The organism is Spirosoma endophyticum (assembly GCF_900112365.1).
In the GTDB taxonomy this organism is placed as follows: Bacteria; Bacteroidota; Bacteroidia; order Cytophagales; family Spirosomataceae; genus Spirosoma; species Spirosoma endophyticum.
In genome coordinates this window covers 1-1,712 of the sequence record NZ_FOLQ01000073.1, presented here as the reverse complement: position 1 = coordinate 1,712, position 1,712 = coordinate 1, and the positions used below count along the sequence as shown (strand labels likewise).

At 44.0% G+C, this 1,712-nt stretch carries 1 protein-coding gene and 1 pseudogene; one reads left to right on the top strand and one right to left on the bottom strand.

Translation table 11 applies throughout. From position 1 onward, the window contains the following. Window positions 1-229, bottom strand: a pseudogene (locus BM202_RS36450) (transposase); the annotation flags it as partial. A gap of 653 nt (window positions 230-882) precedes the next feature. Here BM202_RS36450 and BM202_RS36445 point away from each other — a divergent pair. Further along, window positions 883-1,712: HIRAN domain-containing protein (locus tag BM202_RS36445; protein WP_177236828.1), on the top strand; the 830-nt coding region annotated here is incomplete at its 3' end.

The window sequence follows — 1,712 nt, the reverse complement described above, 5'->3', positions numbered from 1 at the left end:
GGCCACTAGCTGTTTCAGTTGACGGTTTTCTTCCTCCAACTGGCGTAATCGGTGCAGTTCGGCAACACCTAATCCGCCATACTTCTTACGGTCCGCCGTCGCGGTTCCAATTGTAAAAGGTGGCCTCGCTAATGCCCATTTTGCGGCATACTTCAGCTACTGCTACTCCCGTCTCAGATTGTTTGAGAGCAAAAACGATTTGTGCTTCGGTGAACTTCGTTTTCTTCATGACGATTTGTTTGATTTAAGTTAATCCAAATCGCCCGATTTTCTCTACTTTATACTGGAACGCTTTTCCGGGGGGACGTCAGCTATAATAAGCTGATACAGGAAAGATTGACATTAAGTTACCCTATGCCATTTTGTGATTCTTATGACCGTACTGATGCCTTTGCCTTACTTGGATCGGGAGCGGTCAACCGGATGCCGTAGGTAGTGAACACCCAAGCGGCAATCTCATCGAAGTATCGCGCTGCCGCGGCCGGGTCCAGATTGGAAAGAAAGCACTACTATTCAATCAATGCTACGACCTGAAAGCACAGGCTGCTAGTTCTGACCGTGAGTTGCACAAATGTGTAGATGAGTTGAATAGATTAATACAATAACTTCGAAAAGCAACCCTGATGGGCAACAAAAGCAGTAAAGAGTTATTGCCCGACGGCAGGTATCGAATTACGGACGAATGAGGGAACGTCTCAATCATCCGATACACCTAAGACATGATAGTAAGCGGTTCTTCAGCGATGAGGAGCCGCTTACTATCATGTCTACTTACCATTCACCCTGATTTTTTTCGATTCACACAGTTTTCGTTATCACTTAGTAAATCAATGAGGTAAGTTTCATGTAAGTGTATTTATTTCGGAGAATTATCTACTTCTTATGAACCCCTACGTTACTTACTTTGCCGGAATAAATATGCGTGATGGACCGAAAGTCATTGACAGCATTCCCATTGGAACAGTCCTTGAATTATTTCGCGAACCAAATAATCCGGTTGATCCCAATGCTATAGTGATCTTTTACAAAGAGTATAAACTTGGATACATTCCGGCAGCTGATGCTGGTAGGCTTGCCAAAATTATTGGTTCGGGTGTTTCCATTGGCGCCGAATTGAAGAGAGCTTGGTATGAAGAGGGGAAGGTACTTATTAATATTAAGGTATTCAAGTTTGAAACTCCCGTCAAGGAACAGATAGAGCCAATTGCAGTCGGGCCTGTAGTGTCCAACCCTGTTCTTGCAGAACCTGCTCAAAAACCTAAAACCAAATGGGGTAAAGTTGCACTGTATGCCTTTGGGGATTTGTTGGCGATGAGTCTCATAAATAAGTGTGCCGAAAATCAAAAATGTGTTGAAGGGGTGCAATCTATTGTAGAGCCAATTAATATAAGTTCTGTAGATACAAGTTCAGGCATTGCTGCTGAACCTGTGAAACCAGCCAGCAAATGGGATTATTACGACGGCGAAGACAAAATGGGGAGTAAAGTACATACCGCAGCAATAGCGGCCAGTGATTTGCTAAACTTTAAATTTCCATACAATGGTAGCTCTGTTGCCACACTGATTGTTCGTAAGAACAAAGGAGCAACCGATATACAACTAAGGGTCAGCAAGGGTCAGTTCGTTATTAATGCCGTTGATGGCGGGACGGCCAGAGTAAAATTTGATGGTGGTAGCCCGGTTACTTTCTCGCTTTCAGGGGCTGCCGATTA